The sequence below is a fragment of the Jatrophihabitans cynanchi genome (assembly GCF_027247405.1).
In the GTDB taxonomy this organism is placed as follows: domain Bacteria; phylum Actinomycetota; class Actinomycetes; order Mycobacteriales; family Jatrophihabitantaceae; genus Jatrophihabitans_B; species Jatrophihabitans_B cynanchi.
In genome coordinates this window covers 1,076,754-1,100,802 of sequence record NZ_CP097463.1, presented here as the reverse complement: position 1 = coordinate 1,100,802, position 24,049 = coordinate 1,076,754, and the positions used below count along the sequence as shown (strand labels likewise).

20 protein-coding genes and 2 pseudogenes are annotated in these 24,049 nt (G+C 69.3%); 12 read left to right on the top strand and 10 right to left on the bottom strand.

Features of this window, described 5'->3' with window-relative positions; genetic code table 11:
- Positions 1-84 precede the first annotated feature (84 nt).
- Positions 85-666 (top strand): annotated as a pseudogene (locus tag M6B22_RS05385) (IS110 family transposase); the annotation flags it as partial.
- 41 nt (positions 667-707) lie between these two features.
- Here M6B22_RS05385 and M6B22_RS05380 read toward each other — a convergent pair.
- Positions 708-2,069 (bottom strand): IS256 family transposase, encoded by a 1,362-nt coding sequence (locus tag M6B22_RS05380; RefSeq protein ID WP_407935646.1) that lies wholly within the window; start codon positions 2,067-2,069, stop codon positions 708-710.
- 189 nt (positions 2,070-2,258) lie between these two features.
- On the opposite strand from M6B22_RS05380, the pseudogene M6B22_RS05375 reads away from it, so the two are divergent.
- The 3 genes and pseudogenes from M6B22_RS05375 to M6B22_RS05365 all read left to right on the top strand — a co-directional run.
- A pseudogene (locus M6B22_RS05375) lies at positions 2,259-2,933 on the top strand (transposase); the annotation flags it as partial.
- A gap of 88 nt (positions 2,934-3,021) precedes the next feature.
- Entirely contained in the window at positions 3,022-3,468 is a 447-nt protein-coding gene (locus tag M6B22_RS05370) for a hypothetical protein (RefSeq protein ID WP_269442218.1), read from the top strand.
- The gene (locus M6B22_RS05365; RefSeq protein ID WP_269444749.1) at positions 3,465-4,466 is read left to right on the top strand and encodes a DDE-type integrase/transposase/recombinase; all 1,002 of its coding nucleotides are present in this window, start codon (positions 3,465-3,467) and stop codon (positions 4,464-4,466) included. The genes M6B22_RS05370 and M6B22_RS05365 overlap by 4 nt, the downstream gene beginning before the upstream one ends.
- 11 nt (positions 4,467-4,477) lie before the next feature.
- Here the strand turns inward: M6B22_RS05365 and M6B22_RS05360 are convergent, their stop codons facing one another.
- The 5 genes from M6B22_RS05360 to M6B22_RS05340 form a co-directional block, all read right to left on the bottom strand.
- On the bottom strand, positions 4,478-5,308 hold the full coding sequence (locus tag M6B22_RS05360; protein WP_269444748.1) for a DUF222 domain-containing protein: 831 nt from the start codon (positions 5,306-5,308) through the stop codon (positions 4,478-4,480).
- A gap of 512 nt (positions 5,309-5,820) precedes the next feature.
- On the bottom strand, positions 5,821-8,364 hold the full coding sequence (locus M6B22_RS05355; RefSeq protein WP_269444747.1) for a DUF3488 and transglutaminase-like domain-containing protein: 2,544 nt from the start codon (positions 8,362-8,364) through the stop codon (positions 5,821-5,823).
- 91 nt (positions 8,365-8,455) lie between these two features.
- Positions 8,456-9,583, bottom strand: a complete 1,128-nt coding sequence (locus M6B22_RS05350; RefSeq protein WP_269444746.1) for a DUF58 domain-containing protein — start codon at positions 9,581-9,583, stop codon at positions 8,456-8,458.
- Between the two features lie 31 nt (positions 9,584-9,614).
- On the bottom strand, positions 9,615-10,583 hold the full coding sequence (locus tag M6B22_RS05345; RefSeq protein ID WP_269444745.1) for an AAA family ATPase: 969 nt from the start codon (positions 10,581-10,583) through the stop codon (positions 9,615-9,617).
- Positions 10,584-10,616: 33 nt separating this feature from the next.
- Positions 10,617-14,075 (bottom strand): fibronectin type III domain-containing protein, encoded by a 3,459-nt coding sequence (locus M6B22_RS05340; RefSeq protein ID WP_269444744.1) that lies wholly within the window; start codon positions 14,073-14,075, stop codon positions 10,617-10,619.
- A gap of 292 nt (positions 14,076-14,367) precedes the next feature.
- Between M6B22_RS05340 and ctaD the strand changes: the two genes are divergently transcribed.
- Together ctaD and serB are read left to right on the top strand one after the other, a co-directional pair.
- Entirely contained in the window at positions 14,368-16,083 is a 1,716-nt protein-coding gene (gene ctaD, locus M6B22_RS05335) for an aa3-type cytochrome oxidase subunit I (protein WP_407935645.1), read from the top strand.
- Between the two features lie 8 nt (positions 16,084-16,091).
- Positions 16,092-17,270: a phosphoserine phosphatase SerB gene (serB, locus tag M6B22_RS05330; RefSeq protein ID WP_269444742.1), complete on the top strand. Its 1,179-nt coding sequence runs from the start codon at positions 16,092-16,094 to the stop codon at positions 17,268-17,270.
- Between the two features lie 42 nt (positions 17,271-17,312).
- On the opposite strand, the gene M6B22_RS05325 is transcribed toward serB, so the two are convergent.
- Complete coding sequence (locus tag M6B22_RS05325) at positions 17,313-17,765, bottom strand: MarR family winged helix-turn-helix transcriptional regulator (protein WP_269444741.1); 453 nt, start codon at positions 17,763-17,765, stop codon at positions 17,313-17,315.
- 117 nt (positions 17,766-17,882) lie between these two features.
- Between M6B22_RS05325 and M6B22_RS05320 the strand changes: the two genes are divergently transcribed.
- Positions 17,883-18,797 (top strand): quinone oxidoreductase family protein, encoded by a 915-nt coding sequence (locus M6B22_RS05320; RefSeq protein ID WP_269444740.1) that lies wholly within the window; start codon positions 17,883-17,885, stop codon positions 18,795-18,797.
- A gap of 66 nt (positions 18,798-18,863) precedes the next feature.
- Here the strand turns inward: M6B22_RS05320 and M6B22_RS05315 are convergent, their stop codons facing one another.
- The 3 genes from M6B22_RS05315 to M6B22_RS05305 are packed head-to-tail and all read right to left on the bottom strand — an operon-like array spanning position 18,864 to position 21,273.
- Complete coding sequence (locus tag M6B22_RS05315; RefSeq protein ID WP_269444739.1) at positions 18,864-19,400, bottom strand: hypothetical protein; 537 nt, start codon at positions 19,398-19,400, stop codon at positions 18,864-18,866.
- Positions 19,401-19,450: 50 nt separating this feature from the next.
- On the bottom strand, positions 19,451-20,020 hold the full coding sequence (locus M6B22_RS05310) for an isochorismatase family protein (RefSeq protein ID WP_269444738.1): 570 nt from the start codon (positions 20,018-20,020) through the stop codon (positions 19,451-19,453).
- A 17-nt stretch (positions 20,021-20,037) separates the two neighbouring features.
- Entirely contained in the window at positions 20,038-21,273 is a 1,236-nt protein-coding gene (locus M6B22_RS05305) for a nicotinate phosphoribosyltransferase (protein ID WP_407935644.1), read from the bottom strand.
- Between the two features lie 92 nt (positions 21,274-21,365).
- Here M6B22_RS05305 and clpS point away from each other — a divergent pair, with 92 nt between their 5' ends.
- From clpS to M6B22_RS05280, 5 genes are all read left to right on the top strand, one after another.
- Positions 21,366-21,665, top strand: coding sequence for an ATP-dependent Clp protease adapter ClpS (gene clpS, locus M6B22_RS05300; protein ID WP_269444736.1), 300 nt, complete (start codon positions 21,366-21,368; stop codon positions 21,663-21,665).
- The gene (locus tag M6B22_RS05295) at positions 21,662-22,150 is read left to right on the top strand and encodes a DUF2017 family protein (protein ID WP_269444735.1); all 489 of its coding nucleotides are present in this window, start codon (positions 21,662-21,664) and stop codon (positions 22,148-22,150) included. The genes clpS and M6B22_RS05295 overlap by 4 nt, the downstream gene beginning before the upstream one ends.
- A 23-nt stretch (positions 22,151-22,173) precedes the next feature.
- Positions 22,174-22,590, top strand: coding sequence for a M67 family metallopeptidase (locus M6B22_RS05290; protein WP_269444734.1), 417 nt, complete (start codon positions 22,174-22,176; stop codon positions 22,588-22,590).
- Positions 22,591-22,762: 172 nt separating this feature from the next.
- Positions 22,763-23,038 (top strand): MoaD family protein, encoded by a 276-nt coding sequence (locus M6B22_RS05285; RefSeq protein ID WP_269444733.1) that lies wholly within the window; start codon positions 22,763-22,765, stop codon positions 23,036-23,038.
- A 25-nt stretch (positions 23,039-23,063) separates the two neighbouring features.
- The gene (locus M6B22_RS05280; RefSeq protein ID WP_269444732.1) at positions 23,064-24,026 is read left to right on the top strand and encodes a PLP-dependent cysteine synthase family protein; all 963 of its coding nucleotides are present in this window, start codon (positions 23,064-23,066) and stop codon (positions 24,024-24,026) included.
- The last annotated feature ends 23 nt before the right edge of the window (positions 24,027-24,049 follow it).

Here is a 24,049-nt window from a genome sequence, read left to right as displayed (position 1 = left end):
TCGGCGTGAGCACTTGATCATTAGGTTGCAGATGTCTCCGGGTGCTGTGAACATGTCGGGCTATCTGGAGGAGTTGTTTGCAGGGTGCTGTTCATCGGAGACGACTGGGCTGAAGACCACCACGACATCGAGCTCGAGGACGAGGCCGGCCGCCGACTGGTTCGGGCTCGGTTGCCTGAGGGGGTGGAGGGCATTACGAGGCTGCATGCGCTGGTGGCCGAGCAGGCCCCGGCGGCCTGGGCAGAACTTCCGTCGGAGCAGGTGGCCGGGCAGGTGGTGGTCGGGATCGAGACCGACCGTGGCCCGTGGGTGACGGCGTTGCGGGCAGCCGGCTATGTGGTGTACGCGATCAACCCGATGTCGGCGGCGCGTTACCGCGACCGGTACTCGACCTCTGGGGCGAAGAGCGACGCCGGTGATGCGCATGTGCTCGCCGAGATCGTCCGCCTGGACCGTGATCACCACCGTCCGATCGCCGGGGACAGCGATCTGGTCGACGCGATCAAACTGCTGGCGCGAGCCCACCAGACTGCAATCTGGGAACGGACCCGTCAGGTGCTGCGGCTGCGTTCCACCCTGCTGCAGTACTTTCCCGCCGCAGTGCAGGCGTTTGAGGACTTGTCGGCACCGGACGCGCTGTCGTTGTTGGCGCGGGCCGCGGACCCGAGCCTGTCAAGTCTTCTGTGTAAGTGGTCAAGATCGTTGGGTTAGAGGCCGGCGGGGAGCCGGCCGGGGTAGGCCAGGTCGAGGGCGTTGATGGCGGCGCGCCAGCCGGTGGTGGTGGCGCCTTCGATCAGGCGGGGCGGGGCGGTGCGCTTGTTCGCCGGCTTGCCTTTGTCCTTCTCTCGCAGAGCGGCGCGCTTGTCTTCGATGTCGAGGATGGCCAGCCAGATGAGCTTGATGATGGCGTCGTCATTGGGGAACTGGCCACGGTTCTTGATGATCTTGCGGAGCTGGTAGTTCAACGACTCGATCGAGTTGGTGGTGTAGATGACCTTGCGAACCTCCAGTGGGAAGGCCAGGAACGGCACGAACCGGTCCCAGGCTCGTTCCCACGCTGCGACGGTGGCGCCGTACTTCTTGCCGAGTTCGGAGTCGGCGAACGTGGTGAGCTCGTCGAAGGCGGCGTCGGCGTTGACCGCGGTGTAGATCGGCTTGAGCGCCGCAGCGACGGCCTTGCGGTCGTTGTAGGACACGTAACGCAGCGAGGCGCGAATCAGGTGGACCACGCAGGTCTGCACCACTGTCTGCGGCCAGGTCGACTCGACCGCCTCTGGCAGCCCGACCAGGCCGTCGCAGCAGGCGATCAGCACGTCGCGCACTCCGCGGTTGCGCAGCTCGCCGAGCACCTGGTTCCAGAACCGAGCGCCTTCTTGCTGCTGAACCCACAAGCCCAGCACGTGCTTCACGCCGTCGGTATCGACGCCGATCACCACGTGACAGGCCTTGTTGCGCACTACGTTCTGGTCGCGGACCTTCACCACCAGGGCGTCGATGAAGATCACCGGATAGACCGCGTCCAGGGGACGGGTCTGCCAGGCCTTGACCTCTTCGAGGACCTCGTCGGTGATCTTGGAGATCGTGTCATGGGACAGCTCGGTGCCATAGACCCGCTGCAGGTGGTGGCCGATGTCGCGCACCGTCATCCCACCGGCATAGAGGCTGATGATCATGTCCGACAGGCCGCCGAGGCGGCGGGTCCCCTTCGGTACCAGCCGGGGCGTGAAGCTGCCGACCCGATCCCGCGGCGTGTCCAGATCGACCGGCCCGACCTCGGTCAACAACGTCTTCGGCGTCGACCCGTTACGGGAGTTGCCAGACCCGGCCCCGGCCGGGTCACCACGCTCGTAGCCCAAGTGATCGGTGAGCTCGGCCTCGAGTCCACGCTCGAGCACCGCCTTGATCATCTCCGGCAGGAACCCGCCGTCGCCGGTCAACGCGACACCGTCGTCACCGACCTTCGACATCAGATCGTCCAGCCAGCCCTGCCCGGCCATCTCGGCCACCAGCTTGCGCGCCGCCACCCGCGCCGGTGGCACCGGCTCGTCCTTGCGGCTGCGCTTGGCCATGTCCTCCAGTGTCGCCGACACCAGCTGATCGGCCACCGCCGACGGCACCTCGTTCACCGCAGCGGCCCGGCCGCCCGGCATCATCGTGATCGTCATGATCGTGTTCTCCGATCTGTGCGACAGCTCCCGCAGGAGCCTCCCGCACGGGGTTAGCTCAACCCCTCACACAGACCATCTGACACGCCCGCGGACCCCGATCGGGCAGCGAGGCTGACCCGGGGCCAGCTGCTGGCGGTGCTGCGGACAGCACGTCGCCACCACGCCGAAGCCAAGACAGAGGCACTGCAGGCGGTGCTGCGGGCACCGGCGTTGCGTCAACCAGCCACGACGCAAGGAGCCTACGCGGTTGTGGTGTCCGGGCAGGTCGGCATCATCACCGCCCTCAACGAGCAGATCACGCAGCTCGGGCAGGTGGTGGATGAGCATTTTGGGCGGCACCCGGCGGCTGATATCTACCTCAGCCAGCCGGGTCTCGGGGTAGTACTGGCCGCCCGCACCCTGGGCGAGTTCGGCGATGACACCGGACGGTTCGCCAGCGCACGCGCACGCAAGAACTACTCCGGGCAAAGCCCGATCACCCGAGCCTCCGGCAAGAAGAGCATCGTGCTCGCCCGCTACGCCACCAACCGGCGACTCGGTTCCGCGCTGCACCAGCAAGCGTTCTCCGCGCTGAACGGGTCACCGGGCGCGCGGGCCTACTACGACGCGATCCGGGGCCGCGGAATCGGCCACCACGCCGCGCTCCGCCAACTCGCAAACCGGCTCGTCGGCATCCTGCATGGCTGCCTGAAGACCGGCACCCTCTACGACGAAAACACCGCCTGGCAGCACCACCAAACCGATACTGGCGTCGCCGCCGCTTGACAAATTTCAGCATGGGATGTCTGTCAGGCTGTGTTGAGACACCCCGGAGCCCCGGGCCACCGGTGAGGGCACGACAGGAGATCGTCTCGTGAGTAGCAACATTCCGGCCCTTCCTGGTGGTGCTGATCATCCGGCGGCTGGTCCGGCAGAAGCGGCGGTTGATCCGGCGGCGCGTCCGTTCCGGCGTTCGTTCACCGCGGAGTATCGGGCGCGGGTGGTGGCCGAGTACGAGGCGGCGCCGCACGGGCTGAAGGCCGCGGTGCTGCGCCGTGAGGGCCTGTACCAGTCGCACGTGCAGAAGTGGATGGTGGCCCGAGACGCGTTGGCCAGCGGGGCGTCAGCGCCGCGGCGGGCGCACCGGGTGACCGGCTCGGGTGGCAAGGATGATCCGGGCCGGCTGCGGGCGGAGAACCAGCGGTTGGCCCGTGAGTTGGCCAAGTCGCAGGCGGTGGTGGAGATCATGGGAAAACTGCAAGGGCTCTTGGAGACCGTCTCCGAGAGCACGGGCACGACGAGCTCGTCGAGGAGGCGATGAACACCGCGTTCGCCGAACTCCGTAGCGCCGAGGTATCGATCAAGAAGGCGTGCGTGCTTGTCGGCCGGTCCCGCGCGACGCACTACCGGCACGCCCGCGGACCGGTTCATGGCCCGCGGCCGGCGCGGGCGGTGCCGGACAACGGTCAGGCCCTGACGGTGGCTGAGCGGGCGGCGGTGCTCACGCTGATCAACAGCCCGGTCTACGCGGACCTGTCGATCGGGCAGATCTGGGCGCGGGAACTGGACGAGGGCCGCTACCTGTGCTCGGCCTCGAGCATGTACCGGATCGCACGCGAGGCTGGGCAGAGCCGTGAACGCCGACGGCAGGCCACCCACCCGGCCAAAGTGAAACCCGAACTGCTCGCCGACGGCCCGTCGCAGGTGTGGACCTGGGACATCACCAAGCTGCGCGGACCGGCCAAGGGGATCTGGTTCCAGCTGTACGTGCTGATCGACATCTTCTCCCGGTTCAACCCGTCCTGGATCGTCAGCCCGGTCGAGGATTCCCTGCTGGCTAAGGACTTCATCGCCGAGGCGATCTACCGCAACGGCGCCGTCCCGCATACCGTGCACGCCGACCGCGGCACCTCGATGACCTCCAAACCCGTCTCGGCGCTGCTGACCGACCTGGGCGTCACCCGCTCCCACTCCCGACCCCGCGTGTCCAATGACAACCCGTTCTCCGAGGCGCAGTTCAAGACCCTGAAGTACCTGCCCGAGTTCCCGTCCTCGTTCACCTCGCTCGCGCACGCCCGACAGTTCTGCGCCGGCTTCTTCCACGAGTACAACTACATTCATCGGCATTCCGGCATCGCCTGGCATACACCCGCGTCGGTGCACTTCGGCACCGCCGACGCGATCGATCAACAGCGGCAGAACACGCTGACTGCGGCCTACCACGCCCACCCCGACCGGTTCGGCCGCCGACCACACCCGCCGGTCATGCCGATCCAGTTCTGGATCAACCAGCCCGACCTTCAACCCCAAATCAACTGACCACAACTGTCTCATTTGACTTGACAGATAGCGGCGGTGCAGATCTCGACGAGGGCGTCGGCGCGGCGTTGGTCGGCGGCGCGCTGGTCCTCGCGGCTGGTCTTCGTGCCCCAGGCGTTGACGGCGGTCCATACGGTTTCGATGCCGTCGGCCGGGGCGAACAGGGTCAACCAGCCCATCCCGTCCTCGACCTGCTCGCGCCGCACGTGCCGTTGCGCAGCCGCCTGTCGGTGTTTCTCGTTCTGGCTCTTCGCGTCGTGTTTGGCGACCGCGCGGCGCACGGCGGCGCGGAACTCACCGGGTGTCTGACCCGGAGCCCGGCGCAGCACCTGGGCCTGCACTTTCGCGGCCACCGGATCGGGCAGGTCGCTACATGCGGTGGCCAGGATGCGGGCGTGCACCGCGGACAGGTACCCCGAGCGCAGCAGTTCGAACGTGTCCCACAACCGCCCGCTCAGTTCGCTGGCGCACTGGAGGCGGTCCTGGGTGGTGGCCGGCGCCAGGTGCAGCGCGAGCGCCGCCTCCTCGCGCAGGAACTGCTCACCGCCGGGGTCGCGGTGGGCGAGTTCGGCGAGCAGTTCGCTCTGTTTGGCATCGACCAGCGCCCGCAGCCGGTCACAGGCCTGCAGGGCGTCGATCAGGCCGGTGTCCGAGAGCCGGCCCGGCAGCAGCGACTCGACCGCGGTCAACACCGCACCGGACGGGTGCAGCACGCTCGCCGCGCCGGCGGCCTGGTCGGGCCGGTGCAGCACGTCCGAGCTGGTGGGTAGTGGGGTGCATTGGGCGGGGTCGACCAGGTCGACGGTGATCCCGTCAACCATGATCTGATCGGACTCGCCCATGCGTCTGATTCTACAGCATGTGCCTGCCTTGTCAACCCTTGACGATGGACTTTCGCCTTATTTTATCGGCTGATCCCGACAGAACGAGCACGACGTCCGGACCGGATGCACACCACCGGCGGAAGGCGACCCAGCGACGCAACCCGACCGAGCGCCCAGCTCCGCGTCGGTGCGCACTTCGACGCGGCGCAACCCGAGCAAGAGGCGACCCGGCAGCGGCAACCGGCCGAGCACCCAGCTCCGCGTCGGTGCACACTTCGACGCAGGCGAACCCGAGCGTGAGGCGACCAGCAGCGCAGGCTGACCGAGCAGCGCAGGCTGACCGAGCATCCGGCTCCCCGTCGCAGCGCTCTTGGGACGTAAAGCAACCGAGGCGCGGGCAGAGACCGAGCAGCGCAACCGACCGAGCAACCAACTCCCCGTCGCTGAGCGCGTCGACGCAGGGCTCGTCACGGCAGAGCTGCAAGCGGCGAAAGGCGATCCGACCGAGCCCAACCGTGACCGGCGCAGATTCAGTGACCGCGCCGCCGGAACCAGCGAGCCTTACGCGGCGCGGCATGCCGTCCCGCGGACTCGGTTGCCCAGGACCGTGGTCCTTCGATCACCTCGACGTGCGGATTGCGGTGATAGCGCAGCCACGCCGTGAACCGTCCGCGGAGCCCGAGTTGGCGGTTCACCTGCCGCCGTAGGGCCTTCTCGGCCTGCCAGGCTGCGTCTGCGTCCCGCGGTCCGACGAGCAGCGCGGTGCTGTAGGCGGCAGAGTTGGCGGTCTGCCCGATGTAGCTGACTTGCGAGCCGGGGTCGGCGCCGAACTGTGCACCGGCGAGCCCGGCGATCTCCGCGCTCGTCAGGTTGGTCAGATCCGGCAGTCCGGCCTCGGTGAGCACGTCGATCGATTCGCGCCACGCCCCGACGACTCGCGCGCGCGGATCAGGGTCGCGCTGCCGCCGTCGGCGGCGCAGCCCCTTGCGCAGCAACAGCAGGACGAGCACCGCCAGCACCAGGACTCCGAACGTGATGAGCAGTGCGACGACCAGCGCCTTGTGCGACGCGCCGGGGCCCGCGGGCACGTCGCTCTTCGGGGCGATCGCGTGGCCGCCGTTGCTCTTGGTGATCAGCACGTTCTGCGTCGGCGAACTGGTCGGCGTGGGCGACGGGCTCGCGGCCGCGCTGCTGGACGCCCGGGCGTTGGACACCGAGCTGGGCGCGGCGTCCAGCACCACCCAGCCCTTACCGACGATCGGTATCTCCACCCAGGTCCACGCCTGCTTGGTGGTCACCTCGTACCGTCCGTGACGCAGCGTGCCGCCGTCCACATCGCTCACGCGGAACCCGGTGACCAGCCGCGCCGGCACGCCGAGCTGGCGCGCCAACAGTGCCACGAGCGTCGCGTACTGCTCGGCGGTGCCGGTGCGCGCCCCCAGCACGATCGAGGCGAGCACGTCGGACAGGCCGGTCGTGCCCTGCCGCGGTCCGAACGACTCGACCGGCGCCGCCGGCGTCGTCGGGGTTGCCGCGGGAGTGGTCGGCTTTGCCGGAGTCCTGGCCGGCGTCGTCTTCGGGGGTGTGTTCTTCGCGGGCGGTCGCGTCGTGGGCTTGAACTGCGGCTGGACCAGACGGTGCTCGCTCGTGCCCGTCGGGGGAGCCGGCGAGCTGGCAGCAGTCGACGTGGTGCCGTACAGCGAGTAGCGCGTCTGCAGGTCCTTCTGCAGCGCCTGAAGGAACGGGATCGCCGGACTGGACGGCACACCGGTCTCGTCGCTGAACGCCTGGATCGCGTCGGCCAGGTACGGCCGCTGCCCGGGCAGCAGCGCGGTGTTCTGGGCGCCGGTCGAGGTGTCCGCCACCGCGGCCTTGCCGAGCTTGTCGAACGTCGTGGTGCTGACCCGCGACTCGACCTGATAGTGCTCGCCCTGGGCAAGGCGCCCGGCGGGGACGATCATGCCGCTCGCCGGGTCGATGTTGACCGACGCGCCGGTGACCTTCTGCGGCCGGTAGAGGTACGGCATCCACGCGGTACCGGCGAGCGGCCCCTTCGCGATCGTGATCGCCTGCGTGGTGGTCGCACCGGCCAGCCGCAAGGAGGTGTCGGTGTCGTCCGGCAGCACGCCACCGGACGGGCGGAAGGTGCGATCGAACGACCAGCCCTCGCCGTCGTAGCTGTCGACGTTGGCGATGCCGAAGTACCCGGGCGCGTCACGGCTGGTCTGCACCGTGAACACCGGCACTCCCGGCGCCTTGTCGTCGGCCGGCCGCAGCGAGGCGATGAACGCCACCGGGGTGAGCGGCTTGGAGTCGTCGACGGACGGCACCCGCTGCGGCGTGGTCGTGGTCCGGGTGAACGCCGAGGACTGCGCGACGAGCGAGGCCACCAGCGCGACGACGACCGTGGTCGCGGCGCCGACGACCAGCCCGCGCATTGGCAGAATGCCGTCGGCCTGCGTCGACTCGGACGTCTCGTCCTGACGCACCCAGGTCTGCGCGACGCGCATCAGCAGCAACGTCCCGAGCAGCAAGCCCGCGATGACCAGTTCGTTCTGCCGCGAGACCGGCGCACCGGACTCGGCGGCGCGCACGGTGGCGGCGTAGGCCAGGCCATAGCCCAGCAGCAGCGCCGGGTAGGGCAACACGGTGAACCAGCGCCGGGTGAAGCACTCGCCGGCGATGGCGCCCGCCAGCCAGGCGAGCGCGACGGGCGCCACCAGCAGTGATCGCGGGCTCACCAGCGGCAGTGCGAAGGTGAGGATCTGCGACGGACCGCGGAACAGACCGTCGATCAGGTCGGAGAACGCAAGCGGGTCGTGCAGCGCGGCGAGCAGCGTGTAGACGACGAAGGCGGCGACGTCGATCAGCAGCGAGGCCCACACCCGGCGCACGCCGAAGCGCACGGTGACCGCCGGCACGAGCGGACTGATGACGGCCGCGCCGTACAGCGGCACGGCCACCACGTCGGATGGGAAGGAGCGCAGCCACGGGGTGGCGGCCAGGACGCCCGCGACCAGTGTCAGCGGGAGCAACGCCATCGGTATCGCGCGCCGCACGATCGGCGTGCTCATCCGGGGCCCCCGCGAAAGTGCGGAGTGCTAGTGGGGGTCCCCCCGCCAATGAAGGCATAGCCGGCGGGGGAGGAGCAGTTTCGTGGGGTGGTCATACCTGTACCTGCAGGTTCCACGCGGCACAGGCCTCGTCGGCGTCGGCGGCAACGATGATCCGCACGCCGGGGAAGTGCGGTGGACCGGGCCGGTCCGGGTCTATCGACACGACGACCAGCCGGTCGAATCGCCTGCGCAGTGCGGTCACGTAAGGCAGATCGGCCTGTTCGAGGACGCCGGTGACCATGATGAACGACGTCCCGCCGCGGGCCCGGCGCAATGCGATCAGCTGGGTCTGCAGTGAACCGTCCGGGTCGGCCTCGACGCCGGTCAGGTGGTCGATCAGCGGTGTCACCTCGCGCAGCCGCGGCCCGCCGATCACCGTTCCGTTGGTCAGCCGCAGTTCCACCGGAGCCTTGTTCGCTGCACCGGACACCACGACCGAGGCTGCGACGTCGACTGCCTCCTCGAACGCCTCGGCGGTGTACCGGCCCGGACGCTGGTCGAACAGCAGCACGGTGTACGGCTGAGAGGTGTCGACGTTGTGCTTGACCACCAACGTCCCGGTGCGCGCGGACGAACGCCAGTGCACCAGCCGCAGGTCATCGCCCACCACGTAGTCGCGCAACCGGTGGAAGGTGATGTTGCCCTGCGGCGAGGTGTCCGACGACGGGCCCTCGAGGTGACGCGTCTGCCCGGTCGGCAGCGTGCGGAAGCCCAGCACGCGCGGGTACACCCAGATACGCTCGACCTCGCCGTGCTTGCGCGTGGCGCGGAACATCTCGAACGAGTCGCGCCGGGTGACCTCGACCGGCCCGACGTCGAAGACTCCGCGGTGCCGTGTGGGCAGCCGGTAGGTTCGCATGCCCCGTTCACCGCGCCGCATCTTCGGGATGATCGTGCGCACCGAGGTGTCGCCGAACGGCTGGTTCGCGACCGTGACGCCGATCGTGCGGCGGCCCCGGTTCGCGAACGTCAGCACCGCGATCGCCGGCGAACCCTTGGGGACGCGCGGCGGCTGGATGGCGCGATCGATCGCCAGCCGTGACGGACGCAGGATGTTTACCAGGCCGATCCCGACGAGCACGAGCAGGCCGATCCCGAGCAGGTCGAAGGCCGTCCAGCCCAGCACCAGGCCCAGCACCAGCGCAGCGATGCCACCGAGCAGCGCCGCCACACCCATTCGCGTCATCGTCGGTCGCGTCCCGCGTGGCTCAGACGTTCGCCGCGCGCGGGACCGGCACCGACTGCAGCGCGCGCGCCACCAACTCGGCGCCGGTGCGGCCCTGAAGTTCCGCTTCCGGCTGCAGGATGACGCGGTGCGACAACACCACGGGCGCCATCTGCTTGACGTCCTCGGGGACGACGAACGAGCGGCCGGCCGCCGCTGCCGCCGCCCGAGCGGCCCGCAGCAGGGACAGGCTGCCGCGCGGCGAGACGCCCAGGCGCAGCTCGGACATGGTGCGGGTCGCCGTCGCCACCGCGACGATGTAGTTCTCCAGAACCGGCGCGACCTCCACCTGCTTGACCGCGCCGATCATGCCGGCGATGTCCTGCGCGCTGAGCACCGGTGACAGGTGATCGACGGTGGGGCCCATCTTCTGGGTGCGCAGCACGGCCGCCTCCGCCTCGGCGGTCGGGTAGCCCACCGTCAGCTTCATCAGGAACCGGTCCAGTTGCGCCTCGGGAAGGATGTAGGTGCCCTCCATGTCGATCGGGTTCTGGGTCGCGACCACCATGAACGGCCGGGGCATCTGGTGCACGACGCCGTCGATGCTGATCGTCGCCTCTTCCATCACCTCCAGCAGCGCCGACTGGGTCTTCGGCGAGGCACGGTTGATCTCGTCGGCGAGGACGATGCTGGCGAACACCGGGCCGGGCTTGAAGTCGAACTCGTGCGTCGCCTGGTTGTAGATCGACACGCCGGTGACGTCCGACGGCAGCAGGTCCGGGGTGAACTGGATGCGGTTCCACGTCACCGACAACGAGGACGCGAGCGCGCGGGCCAGCGACGTCTTGCCGGTGCCGGGCACGTCCTCCAGCAGCAGGTGACCTTCGGCGAGCAGGCAGATCACCGAGTTGCGGATCACCTCCGGCTTGCCCTGGATGACGTAGCCGATGTTCGTGCACAGGCGATCGACCTCGTGTGCGACGCGAGAGATCGGATCAGCGGGGCCGGTCATAGTGCTCCTGGTTGTCGTGACTGAACGATCGGGCTAGGGGGTCGGGGCGCCGGTGAGGGCGAAGTCGTCGGGGGTCTTGTAGTCGCCGGTGGTCTTGTAGTTGGGGTCGTCGAAGTGGATCGCGACGGTATAGGTGGACGGAGTGCCTGGATCGGGGCCGGTCAACGGCGGGCAACCCGTCGCGGCGGTAAGGTCCACTGCGAGTGACGATGTGTTGTACAGGACGTGCCAATCGGTTGAACTCGCGCAGGTCACGCCCGGTGAACCCGAGGAAGTCACCGTCACGGTCCAGTTCAGCTGGCTGATCGTCGACGTGTCGTAGCTGCCTTCATAGTCGAGCTTGATGCTGGATCCGTCCCAGACCGCGTCGCCGAACTTGATCTGGGCCGGGTCCACCGGGGCCGGTGCCGTGCTCTTGTCCACGGGTACGGAATAGGCCGGCGACGGAGACTGGCGGAAGTACGTGAAATCGACGGTGACCTGCCAGCTCGCCGAGCGCGAATAGCAGCTGTAGGGCAGGATGATCGTGACCGGAGCCGCGGCCGCGTTGCCGTTCGAGGAGTCACCGCAGTTTGTCCACGTCGCGCCGTTGTCGTCCGAGCGCTGCACCTGAAGTACCCACGAGCCCGAGAACTGACCGATCCGGCTGTTGCCACCCTGGTAGGACACCGCTACCCGCGGCTGGCCGAGAATGCCCGTGTCGACGAAGTTAGCCTTGAACTGGTCGGCTGTGGTGTCCAGGTCCGGCACCGGGATGGTGAAGCTGGGCGAGGCGTCCGAACCGGACGGGTTGCCGCCGAAGTAGGCGGGCGAGCGTTTGGTCGAGGCGTTCTCGGCCAACTGCACGGTGACCTTGCAGTCGTCGTAGTACTGCGACCGGTCGATGCCGTCGAAGGTCAATTTCGAGCCGGGATTCGCCGGATCGAAGTTGGTCGCTTCAAGGTCGAGGCTGCTGTTGCCGCACACCAGCCGCGAGTTCACCAGGTCGAAGGTCTCGCCCCGGGCGTCCGAACTGGCCAGCCCGTTGATGCTCACGCTGAGCGTGCCCCGGTTCGCGTTGGTCTTCGCGAACGATGCCGTGGCGCTGATCGCCGGCCAGTTGGCGACCGCGGCCTGCACGTCCACCGGGTTCAGCGACACCGAGGCGGTCGGATGGCGCGGCGGGCTGACGACGACCCTGACCTGGTACGACTGGCCGGGCAGGATGCCGTCGAGCAGGACGCTGGTGTCCGCGGTCGGCCCCTTGGTCGTGACGACGGAGCCGCCGGAGAGCAGCTGGTAGGTGAACTGGCCGCCGACACCGCCGATCGCCACGTTCTCGTCACCGGTGAACGACAGGCTGACCTTCGTGCTGGTCGTGCCGGACACCGACGTCTGTGGCGGCGTGCTCGCGGCGACCTGGATCTTGCTGGGATCGGGCGCGCGCCAGCTGTACTGGCAGGAGGACGCCTTGGACGTGGTACCGGTGGTGCCCTTCTCGCCGACACCGGCCACCTGGAAGCTCAGCCCGCGCCCGAGCAGGTCATCGCGCCCCTTGTAGACCATCGTGAAGCTGTGCTGGGTCGGGTCGCCGATCAAGTGGGCGTTGGCCGGCGCGCTGACCAGGCCCGCGCCGCCGTCGCACAACTGCGGGATCACGGTCCAGTTGACCGCGGGCACGCAACCGTTCTGGATGCCGCCGCACGAGTCCCAGGTGACCGTCCAGTTGCCCAGGGTGTCCGGCGCTGCGTGCACGCCGGTCGGCGCCGCCGGACCTTCGATGCTGGTGCGTACCAGCAGCGGCTGCGACGGAGTGTGCTTGCCGTTGATATAGGCGTCGACCACGATCCGGTAGTCGGTGTCCGGGAACAACCCGGTCACGTTCACGCTGTCGGTGCCCTGGATCGTCTGGGTAGCCGGCGCCTGCGGGGCCTTCTCGTTGCCGACCACCTGCACCGAGACCGTGTACGTCGACGGCTCGCAGTCCTGCCGGTCCAGCAGCGGATAGTTCCACCGGATCTGCACCGAGCGGGCGCCTCGATCCAGCAGCTCTACAGTCGGGATGTGCGGGATCTGCGTCGTGGTCTTGCAGTCGATCTTGTCGGTGACCTGCTGGTTCTGCTGCGGCTTGGACGTCGGCGGCGCACTCGTCGGACCGGGCGGCGGCCGGTGCAGGTCGCTCAGCGCGGCGGCGCCGTTCGGGCTGAGGCTGAACGCCGTGCGCTTGTCGATGACGAACGGCTTGTGGCTGCCGTCGGTGAACACCGTCACCGCTTCCAGCTTCGAGCGGGAGTTGAAGATCACCCGCGAGCCGCTTCCGTAGACGGTCGCGGTGCTGAAGTCGCTCGTCTCGCCGGTGAGGATCGGGTACGTGTTCACCGCCGGCACGCGCGCCGGCTCGCCCTGACGCGGCAACTGCCACAGCGCGCCGTCGCCGAGGTCCAGCGTGTACAGCAGCCCGTTGCTCTGCGAGGGAACGGCCAGCTTGGCCGCGGTGCCGAGGGCGGGCAACTGCGTCACGCCGGCCGTGCCGCCGCCCGTCGTACCGGTGCGCACCAGGCTCCAGCCGGCGCTGCCGTGGTACAGGAACGCGAAGCTGCCGCGCTGGTTGGTCACCGGCAGGATCTGGTCCACGGCGGCAGGCATGCGGACCGACAGCGCGTGTGACGTGCCGTCCGGCGAGAACACCTGGACCGCGTCCTTGCTCGCGACCGCGACGGCGTCCCCGCCGGTGCCGTCGCCCTTCACGGTCGCGACGCCGAGCGCGGCGACCCCGTTCACCGTGCCGTGGTCGTGGCTGGACAGCGCGACGCCCGCGTTGCTGCCGGCGGGCACGCGCAGCTCGCGCACGGTGCGCGAGTCACCCGAGCCCACGAGCAGCCACAGGGCGCCGTTCGCGCTGCCGGCCGTCGTCTTGACGCTGCTGGCCGGGTCGTTCATCTGGGCGGACGCGCGGGGCTGGGTCTTGCCGCCGCCGACCGCGGCACCGACGGTGGACTGGCTGACCAGGTACACCGACGTCCCGGACGCGCCGGTCCGCACGATGTACGCCGAATCGCCGGCCGCGATGCCGGTCGCGGTCGTCACGTCGGTCGTTGCCGGCAGCGGCACGCCGCCACCTTCGGCCTTGAGCACGTAGCCACTGTTGTCGACCATGTTGAACTCGCCGGTGACGTTGTCGAGCATCAGCGTGCCCGAGGCGAGCGGCACGACGTCCAGATCACCGGACTCCTTGGCCGAGACCTGCGTGTACGCGCTCTGCAGCCGGACGCTGGGCTTGCCGCTGGCCAGGTCCACCGCGACCGGGGCGGTGTTGTCGTTCAGGTAGACCGACCCGTAGTACAGGTCGAAGGAGCGAGCCTTGCTGGGCTTGACCGCGAACGAGGCGGTGACGATCGCGCCGGCTACGGCGAGCAGTGCGACGACGAGGACGACGGCCTGCTGACGACTAGGCCGGCCAGCGCGGATCGGGCCCGCCGCGGGGCGGAAGGAAGCGCCGCGTGGTCCCGCCACTCACACCCTCCGTGACCCGGCCGGGGCCCCTCGGCACCGGCAGCTGACTTGCCCGTGTCCTCACATCGGACATACATCGCAACACAGCGTATCGGAAGTCCGAATGGCGAGGCCGCTCATCCGTGACCGCTCCCGGTGCGTCCGGCAGCCGGGGCGATGACTATCCTTCGGAGAGCGTCGGCCGGCTCTCCCGGACCGGCGTTCGAGTTTGTAGACCCCGACCGGGAGGCACTCGTTGACCACGACCGTTGAGCCCACGGCGGCCGCTTCGGCACCGCTCGAGCCCACCACGATCGTCGCCCGTTCCTTCCCGGTGCACGAGCGGCCCAAGGGGTCGATGCTGGGGCAGTTGCTGCGCACCACCGACCACAAGCTCATCGGCCGGATGTACATGGTCACCGCGCTGGTGTTCTTCGCCGTCGGCGGCATCCTGGCCCTGCTGATGCGCACCGAGCTGGCCCGCCCGGGCATGCAGTACCTGACGCCCGAGCAGTTCAACCAGCTGTTCACCATGCACGGCACGGTGATGCTGCTGTTCTTCGCCACGCCGATGGTGTTCGCGTTCGCCAACCTGGTGCTGCCGCTGCAGATCGGCTCGCCCGACGTCGCCTTCCCGCGGCTGAACGCCTTCTCCTACTGGCTGTACCTGTTCGGCGCGCTCACCGCGATGTCCGGCTTCCTCACCCCGGGCGGCGCGGCCGACGCCGGCTGGACGATGTACACGCCGCTGTCCAACGGGGTGAACTCGCCGGGCGTCGGCACCGACCTGTGGATCATCGGCCTCGGCATCGGCGGCCTCGGCACCATCCTCGGCGCCGTCAACATGATCACCACGGTGGTCTGCCTGCGTGCCCCCGGAATGACGATGTTCCGGATGCCGATCTTCACCTGGAACATCCTGGTCACCAGCCTGCTGGTGCTGCTCGCCTTCCCGATCCTCACCGCGGCACTGCTGGTGCTGTACGTCGACCGGAAGATGGGCGCGCAGGTCTTCGACGCCAACAACGGCGGCGCGATGCTGTGGCAGCACCTGTTCTGGTTCTTCGGCCACCCCGAGGTCTACATCATCGCGCTGCCGTTCTTCGGCATCATCACCGAGGTCATCCCGGTGTTCAGCCGCAAGCCGCTGTTCGGCTACAAGGGCCTGGTCATCGCGACGATGTCCATCGCGGCGCTGTCGATGACCGTCTGGGCGCACCACATGTTCACCACCGGTGCCGTCCTGCTCCCGTTCTTCAGCGTGATGACGTTCCTGATCGCCGTGCCCACCGGGATGAAGTTCTTCACCTGGATCGGCACGATGTGGCGCGGCTCGGTCACCTTCGAGACGCCGATGATCTTCGCGGTCGGGTTCCTCGTGACGTTCCTGTTCGGCGGGCTCACCGGCGTGCTGCTGGCCAGCCCGCCGCTGGACTTCCAGGTGTCGGACACCTACTTCGTGGTCGCGCACTTCCACTACGTGCTGTTCGGGACGATCGTGTTCGCGGTGTACTCCGGCTTCTACTTCTGGTTCCCCAAGTTCACCGGCCGGTTCCTGGACGAGAAGCTGGGCAAGGTGCACTTCTGGCTGACGTTCATCGGCTTCCACATGACGTTCCTCGTGCAGCACTGGCTGGGCGCCGAGGGCATGCCGCGCCGCTACGCCGACTACCTGCCGACGGACGGCTTCACCGCACTGAACACGTTCTCGACGATCGGCTCGTTCGTCCTGGGCGCGTCGATGATCCCGTTCGTGTGGAACGTCTACCACTCCTACCGGTACGGCGAGATCACCACCGCGGACGACCCGTGGGGGCACAGCAACTCGCTGGAGTGGGCGACGTCCTCACCGCCGCCGCGGCACAACTTCACCTCGATCCCGCGGATCCGCTCCGAGCGGCCGGCGTTCGAGTACCACTACCCGCACCTGCTCGCCCGGCTCGAGGCAGAGGCCCACTCGGGCAGCCGCGCGCACCGTGAGGTGACCGCCATGAGCAGCCGCGACCCGCAGGACGGCGCACACCTGTAACGGGCGTGATGCCGACCGCGGTGCTCGCGACGGTGACCGGTCGCGACCGGCCCGGCGTGACTGCGGCGTTCTTCGCTGCGCTTGCCGCGCACGACGTCGACGTGCGCGACGTCGAGCAGGTGGTGATCCGCGACCGCATGGTGCTGGCGGTGCTGCTCGAGTTGCAGGGCGAGGTGTCGGCGCTGCGCAGTTCGGTCGTCTCGGCCGCCCACGCGCTCGGGATGGAGTGCGAGGTCGCCGCCGCCCAGGACAGCCGGGCGGCCCGCCGTTCGGCCGGGCGCGCACGCAGCCACGTGATCGTGCTCGGTCACCCGTTGCGGCCCGGCGCGCTCAGCAGCGTCACCCAGCGGATCGCCGACCTCGGCGGCAACATCGAGTCGATCACTCAGCTGTCGACCGAGCCGGTGTCGGCTGTCGAGTTGCTGGTGAGCACCGGCGACGAGGCGGAGCTGCGGGCGGCGCTGGTGCAGGCGGCGGAGGACACCGGCGTCGACATCGCGGTGGAGCCGGCCGGGCTGCGGCGCCGGGCCAAGCGGCTGGTGGTGCTGGACGTCGACTCCACCCTCATCCAGGACGAGGGGATCGACGTGCTCGCCACGCGGGCCGGTGTCGGCGAGCAGGTGGCGCACGTGACGGCGCGCGCGATGGCCGGCGAGTTGGACTTCACCGAGTCGCTCGTGCGCCGCGTCGAGTTGCTGGCCGGACTGCCCGTCAGCGACGTGTACGCGGCGCGGGACACGCTGCGCCTGACGCCGGGGGCGCGCACCTTCGTGCACACGCTGCGGCGGTTGGGTTTCCACGTCGGCGTGGTGAGTGGCGGATTCACCGTGTTCACCGACCGGTTCGTCGCTGAGCTGGAGCTCGATTTCGCGGCCGCGAACGAACTGGAGGTGGCCGACGGGCGGTTGACCGGGCGGCTGGTGGGCGAGGTCGTCGACCGGGCCGGCAAGGCGAAGGCGCTGACGCGCTTCGCCGAGCAGTTCGGCGTTCCGCTGAGTCAGACCGTCGCGGTCGGCGACGGCGCGAACGACATCGACATGCTGGACGCCGCCGGGCTGGGCATCGCCTTCAACGCCAAGGCGGCGCTGCGGGCCGCCGCCGACACCTCGGTCAACGTGCCGTATCTCGACAGCGTGCTGTTCGTCCTGGGGATCAGCCGCGATGAGATCGTCGAGGCCGGCGGGTAGTCCCCTGTCCGCGACCGTTCCCGTTCCTTGACGGGCACGGCATCAGGGTTCAGCCGGCCGCGTCTGCTGGACGAGCACCGCTCGGGCACGTTCGAGCAGGGCGACCAGCGACGCGCGCTCGGCCGGGCTGAACGCCTCGGCGAGCTGGCGTTCGAGCACCGCCACTTCCTGGTAGGCGCGCTGGAACACGGTCTCGCCCTCGGAAGTGGCGGTGGCAACCTGCACCTTGGCGTGCAGCGGCGACTGCCGGCGCCGGATGAGCCCCTTGTCCTGCATCCCCGACAGGACGCTGGAGATGCTTTGCTGTCTGACCCCGCAGGTACGTGCCAGTTGCGCGGCCGACATGCCGCCTTCGCGCGAGAGCGCCAAGAGCACCAAGTACTGCGTCATCGCCAGCCCATAGCGGCGCAGCACGGCCTCGTGATGCGCAGTAAGCGCCTGCTCGGCGCTGCGAATCTCGCTGCACAGGTCTGAGATCGAAGCAGTCTCGGACATATTCGCTTTCTGTGTTGACTCAGGTACCTGAGATAACTTACCTTGCTGTCTCAGATTACTGAGACAACATCGGAGGCTGCAACCATGAGAGCTGTAGTTCTGGATGGTGATGACCAATTGATCGTCACCGACGTCGACGAGCCGTCGCCGCGGGCGAAGGAGGTCGCGATCCGCGTCGACTATGCGGGCATCCAGTGGGGTGACCTGCTCACCCGGCAGGGCCACTTTCCGTTGCCCCGCCCGTTCTTCCCAGGCTACGAGGCCGCCGGCGAGATCATCGCGGTGGGCGACGAGGTGGACGACCATCGGATCGGGCAGCGGGTCGCGGCCCTCACCCGGGCGGGCGCGTTCGCCGAGATCGCCTTGGCCGACGCGACCCTGACGTTCGATGTCGGTGACACCGATGTGCGCGTCGCTGCCGGTTTCGGCTGGGTAACGCCCACCGCATATGCGCTAATCAACGAGGTCGGACGGGTGCAGACCGGCGAGCGCGTTCTCGTTCACGCCGCCGCCGGCGGCGTGGGCGCCCTCGCGGCGCAATATGCTGCCCGTGCCGGAGCCGGCCGGGTGGTCGGTGTCGTCGTCGATGAGGCCCAGCGGGCGTACGCGTCGCAGTTCCCCTACGACCTGATCATCCTGGCCGACTCGTTTCCGGCCGCGCTGGACAGCGAGGCTTTCGACGTCATCCTCGACCCCATCGGCGGCACCGTCCGGCTGCTCAACATCGAACGATTGGCACCGCATGGCCGCCTGGTGGCTTACGGCAACATCGCAACGCTCGCCCCGGTCGAGGTCGACGTCAACGCCCTTCTCATGCAAGGGAAGTCGCTCTTGACGTACAACAGCAACCTGCTCAGCCACTCCGACCCCGAGCGCCTGGCGGCCAGCGCCCGAGCGGCTCTCGAGACTGTGACCTCCGGGGACATTCGCATCGACATCACCGCGGAGTTTGCGCTCCACGAACTGGATGCGGCACTGGCGCGTCTCGCCGCCGGCGGCACGCACGGCAAGAGCATCCTCCGGCTGGCCTGAGCCGGGCGACGGGTGCGACGCCCAGGCCGTCGGGAACGACTGTCGACGCGGGGCGTCGCCGCGCTGTCAGGCCCGGCGCGGGCCGATGACGGCGCCGATGCCCATGACCACGAAGCCGGCCACCGTGAGCCAGAACCCGGTACCCGCGTGCTTGAGGTAGTCGCCGTACGTGGTGGTGTCGCCAGCGAGGGTGCCGCTGCTCAGCTTGATGGAAGCGAAGGTCAGTGCGGCTCCGCCCAGCCCCAGCACGAACCCGATCCCGCGCAGTGCGCCGGACAGCGGGTTCGGCACGTTCGCCAGCAGTGCCACGGCCAGCACGATGATCAGCGAGACCCAGGCCAGCCAGCCGAAGAAGGCCACCGCGAGCCCGTTCGCCGCGCCCGCGCTGTCGAGCGCCTCCACTGCCCGGTGGGTGTCCGAGAAGTGTGATCTGCCGCCGTCGTCGAACCAGTTCACCGCGAGGAACGCGATGAGAGCAAGCACCGTGCCGAGCACTGCGATGAGCCCGCCGATGACGCCGAATCGATCGTTGGGACCCGGGTCGAGCTTGGCGAAGCGGGTGGTCATCGGACCCATCTGCGGGTCGTACGGCGGCTGCGTCATGGCAGGGAGGCTATCGGGTGGTGCTGACCTGACCCAGCCCCGGTGACCGGTCAGGCACGCACGATCGGGGTGCCGACGAGCCTGACCCCGGCGTCGGCGAGTTCGGCCTGCGCGCGCTGCACCGTCTCGGCGGCCACTCCCGCGGTGAGGTCGAGCCGGACCGTGGTGGCGAAACCGGACCGCGCGGCGTCCAGCGCGGTGGCCCGCACGCAGTGGTCGGTGGCGATGCCGACCACCTCGACCGCGTCCACATCGCGGGCGCGCAGCCAGTCCGCGAGCGACGTGCCGTCCGAACTGCCCTCGAACCCGGAGTAGGCGGCCGCGTACTCGCCCTTGTCGAAGATCGCCTCGATCTGCGAGGTGTCCAGGGCCGGGTGCAGTTCGGCGCCTGCAGTGCCCACCACGCAGTGCGCCGGCCAGCTCCGGACGTAGTCGGGTGCCTCGGCGAAGTGGGCGCCGGGATCGACGTGGTGGTCCCGGGTGGCGACCGCGTGGTCGTAGCCGCCCTCGCCGAGGCGGGCGCTGATCGCGACGGCAACGTCGGTGCCGCCGGCCACGGCCAGCGAACCGCCTTCGCAGAAGTCGTTCTGCACGTCCACCACGATCACCGCGCTCGCCATCACACCACGCTAGGTGATCAGGGGACCAGGCGGGTCGGGATGGCCGGCTCGCCACGGCTCAGCTTGAGGCCGTCCCAGGGCAGCGTCACCGTGGCGGCGCGCAGGTGCTCGCGCGAGTCGGCCAGCGTCGGCAGGTCAGCGACCGGCTCACCGCCGCGCAGCAGCGGCCGCTGGATCAGCCGCTCGCCCTCGCCGGGCTCGGCGGCCGGCCCGCTGATCACGATCTCCTCGATCGCCGTCCCGGTCGGCTTGTGCGCGCGCCGCGCGGTCTTGCGGCCACCCACGCTGGCCTTGTGCTCCGAGCGCTTGGCCACCGGGCGCCCGTCGACCTCGACCAGCTTGTAGACCAGGTTCGCCGTCGGGGCGCCGGACCCGGTGACCACGGCGGTGCCCGCGCCGTAGGCGTCCACCGGGGCAGCCGCGAGCGCGGCCATGGCGAACTCGTCCAGGTCGCCGCTCACCACGATCTTGGTGGACCGCGCACCGAGCGCGTCGAGCTGCTCGCGGGCGTGCCGGGCAGTGACGCCCAGGTCGCCGGAGTCGATGCGGATCGCGCCGAGCTGCGTCCCGGCTACCTCGACGGCGAGTTCGATGCCGCGCGCGATGTCGTAGGTGTCCACCAGCAGCGTGGTGTTCGCGCCGAGCGTGGCCACCTGCGAGGCGAACGCCGCGCGCTCGTCGTCGTGCAGCAGGGTGAACGCGTGCGCCGCCGTTCCGGTCGTCGGCACCCCGTACAGCCGGCTCGCGCGCAGGTTGGACGTCGCCTCGAAGCCGGCCAGGTAGGCGGCCCGCGCTGCCGCCACGGCCGCCTGCTCGTGGGTGCGCCGCGAACCCATCTCGATGATCGGCCGGCCCGCCGCGGCGGTGACCATGCGGGCCGCGGCTGAGGCGACCGCGCTGTCGTGGTTGAGGATCGAGAGCACCAGCGTCTCGAGCACCACCGCGTCGGCGAAGCTGCCGGACAACGTCAGGATCGGCGAGTACGGGAAGTACAGCTCGCCCTCGGGGTACCCGTCGATGTTGCCGGTGAACCGGTAGCTCGCGAGGTAGTCCAGGCCGGCCTCGTCCAGTACCCGCGCGGCGCGCAGGAACTCCAGCGTCTGCTCGTCGAAGCGGAACCGGGCTATCTCCTCGACCAGCCGACCGATCCCGGCGACGACCCCGTAGCGGCGACCCTCCGGCAGCCGCCGCGCGAACACCTCGAACAGGCACGGCCGGTGCGCGGTGCCGTCGCGCAGCGCGGAGTCGAGCATTGTCAGCTCGTAGCGGTCGGTCAGCAGCGCGCTGCTCGTCGCGGGTGCACACGTCACGCGCCCATCCTGCCGGACGTGACACCATGGGCGTCATGGCAGGAACGCTCACGCCGCAGCGGGAGGCGCGGGAGCAGTCGGTCGCCGAGACCGTCGCCGACCCAGACCGGCCATGGATCACGATCGTCTGGAACGATCCGATCAACTTGATGTCCTACGTCACGCACGTGTTCATGACCGTGTTCGGCTATCCCAAGGCGAAGGCGGAGAAGTTGATGCTCGACGTGCACCAGAAGGGCAGGGCGGTGGTGTCCAGCGGCACCCGCGAGCGGATGGAGCTGGACGTGTCCACCCTGCACGGGTACGGCCTCTGGGCGACGCTGGAACAGCAGTGAAGGTCTCGCGCGGCGACGGCGGCATCCGCGTGCGGCTCGGCGCTCCCGAGGCGGACACGCTGGCCTCGCTCGTCGCCGACCTCGTCTCGGCGCTGCACCCGGACGGCCTGGACACCAGCGACCCGGTGTACCGCCGGCTCTACCCCGACGGGTACCAGGACAACCCGGAGGCAGCGGATGCGTTCCGTTCGCTGACCGAGCAGTCGCTGCGGGAGGAGCGGCTGGGTCGCGCCGAGCAGTGCCTGGCCGAGCTGGCCGCTGCGGGCTCCGGGCGCGGCAAGCTGGACGTCACGCTCGACCAGGCCGCCGCCGAGCGCTGGCTGCGGGTGCTCAACGACATGCGGCTGGCGATCGGGACCCGGATCGGGATCACCGAGGACGACGACTTCGACTTCCGGCCGGACGGCCCGGACGCGATGCCCCGAGCGATCTACGCATATCTGACCGGCGTGCAGGACGCGCTGGTCCGCGCCCAGCTGCCCTGAGCACCGCCGGTATCGTGGACGGCGTGCTGCGGATCGAGCGAGCGACCCACGACGCGATCGTGGCGCATGCCCGCCGGGACCACCCGGACGAGGCGTGCGGTGTCGTGGCCGGCCCGGAGGGCAGTGACCGCCCGGTCCGGTTCATCCCGATGCTCAACGCCGCCCGCTCGCCCACGTTCTACGAGTTCGACTCCGCCGACCTGCTGCAGCTGTACAAGGAGCTGGAGGCGAACGACGAGGAGCCGGTGGTCATCTACCACTCGCACACCGCCACCGAGGCGTACCCGTCACGCACCGACATCGCCTACGCGCAGGAGCCGAACGCGCACTACGTGCTGGTGTCCACGCGGTCCGAGGACGAGACGGAGTTCCGCTCGTTCCGCATCCTCGACGGCGAGGTCACCGAGGAACCGGTCGAGGTGGTCGAGCCCGATGCGTGAGATCGCGATCGAGCGGGCACTGCTCGGGCACCGCGCCGCCGACGTCCGCTACGACTGTCACTGACCCCGTCCGCCCGCCGTGAGTTCGGCCACCCGGACCGCTGGTGGGACGATTCAGGCACCAGCATGCGTTCACCTACCGAGCATTCCCTTCGACAGGAGCAGCAGCAGCATGGCCATCGAGGTCAAGATCCCGACCATCCTCCGCACGTACACCAAGGGCGAGAAGGCCGTATCGGCCACTGGTGACACCCTTTCCGCGCTGATCGACGACCTGGACGCCAGCTACCCGGGCCTCAAGGGACGGCTGATCACCGAGGACGGCGGCCTGCACCGGTTCGTGAACGTGTACGTCAACGACGAGGACGTCCGCTTCACCGGTTCGCTGGACACCGCGCTCAAGGACGGCGATGCCGTCACGGTGCTGCCGGCGGTCGCGGGCGGCTGACGGCGACTGCGACACGACACACGCGATGGCCCGCTACGACTCGCTGCTCGACGCGCTGGGGAACACCCCGCTCGTCGGGTTGCCGCACCTCTCGCCCGCCTGGGAGGGTGCGGCACCGGTGCGCCTGTGGGCCAAGCTCGAGGACCGCAACCCGACCGGCTCGATCAAGGACCGCGCCGCCCTGGCGATGATCCGCGCGGCCGAGGCGGACGGGCGGCTCACGCCCGGCTGCACGATCCTGGAGCCGACGTCGGGCAACACCGGGATCTCGCTGGCGATGGCGGCAAAGCTGCACGGCTACGGGCTGGTCTGCGTGATGCCGGAGAACACCTCGATCGAGCGGCGGCAACTGCTGGAGATGTTCGGCGCGCGGATCATCTTCTCGCCGGCGGCAGGCGGTTCGAACCAGGCCGTCGCCACGGCGAAGCAGCTCGCCGAGCAGTACCCCGACTGGGTGATGCTCTACCAGTACGGCAACCCGGCCAACGCGCAGGCGCACTACGAGGGCACCGGCCCGGAGCTGCTGCGCGACCTGCCGACCCTCACGCACTTCGTCGCGGGCCTGGGCACCACGGGCACGCTGATGGGCACCGGGCGGTACCTGCGCGAGAAGGTGCCGGACGTGCAGATCATCGCCGCCGAGCCGCGTTACGGCGAGCTCGTCTACGGCCTGCGGAACATCGACGAGGGTTTCGTGCCCGAGCTCTACGACGATTCGGTGCTGACCTCGCGCTTCTCGGTGACCTCGTACGACGCGCTGCGCCGCACCCGCGACCTTATCGAGCATGAGGGCATCTTCGCCGGCATCTCCACCGGCGCGATCCTGCACGCCGCGCTGTCGATCGCCGATCGCGTGCACGCGCGCGGGGAGCGGGCCGACGTCGCCTTCGTCGTCGCGGACGGCGGCTGGAAGTACCTCTCGACCGGCGCCTACTCCGGGTCGCTGCAGGAAGCCGCCGAGCGGCTCGAAGGCCAGCTCTGGGCCTAGTTCATCCGCGCGCGGGCTCTTCG